The sequence below is a fragment of the Streptococcus sp. NLN64 genome (assembly GCF_015831295.1).
GTDB lineage: Bacteria > Bacillota > Bacilli > Lactobacillales > Streptococcaceae > Streptococcus.
The window spans coordinates 1-896 of sequence record NZ_JADXDQ010000119.1 but is presented as its reverse complement, the minus strand read 5'-3'; the positions used below and the strand labels follow the sequence as shown (position 1 = coordinate 896).

Here is an 896-nt window from a genome sequence, read left to right as displayed (position 1 = left end):
AGTTTTAGTTACAGGCTCGGCAAAGCCCTAATAAACTTACGGATTTGTATTGCTCATCTTTATTATATACCTAAACTAATTTTCCGTCATGAGTTAGCAGGCGAAGCCTGCTTGGAGTTTTAGTTTGTTTTTAGTACAAGGCAGCGAGTCGCAGGCAGTACTAAAGTACGGCAAGACGAGCTAACACAGTAATAAAAGATAAACTAAAAGAGTATACACTGTTAAGGATTGGGAAGAAGGCCTAGAGCTAAGTCGCAAGGTCCTCGAACTCAAAGGACTGGGTCACACCCTCTCACTTCACACAGAAGACGACCAAGTTGTCGAAAACTTCTTCCTACACAGTCCCGTCTCTCGTGTGTTGGTCAATGTGGGATCAGCTTTGGGAGCAGTAGGAGCAACAACTGGATTCCTACCATCCATGATGCTAGGCTGTGGAGCTATCGGAAACGGATCGACTTCAGACAATATCGGACCTGAAAACCTTATCAATATTCGTTACCTCGCTTACGGGGATAAGGAAATTGGAGATTTGCAAGTATTCGTGAATAATAGCCAGAATTCCCGATAACCGTATACCTTTGATTTTCGAGATATCAGAAAATCAAAAATCTTTTTTTACGTAACCGTATTCATCTGCCTATAAATTTTCATTTACCCCGAATTATTCATACCTAACTTAAAAACCTTCCAGAAACCGTATTGATCACAGGGTTTCTGGAAGGTTCTGCTTTTCACCCATTGGGTGAAACATTCGACTAGACAAAAAAGGATTTCCCCTTTATGATATAAGTGCATAGAACAACAAAAAGAAAGGAAATCCACATGTTCAGTCTAACAAATAATAATGCTAAAAACAAGAATTTTTCTTTTGAGGGAGGAAATCTAACGAATTATGG

Annotated in this window: 1 protein-coding gene; it reads left to right on the top strand. The window is 39.7% G+C overall.

The window, feature by feature from the left end:
* Positions 1-379: 379 nt before the first annotated feature.
* A complete protein-coding gene (locus tag I2503_RS09395) occupies positions 380-568 on the top strand; it encodes a hypothetical protein (protein ID WP_196967788.1) in 189 nt (62 codons plus the stop codon).
* Positions 569-896: the final 328 nt, after the last annotated feature.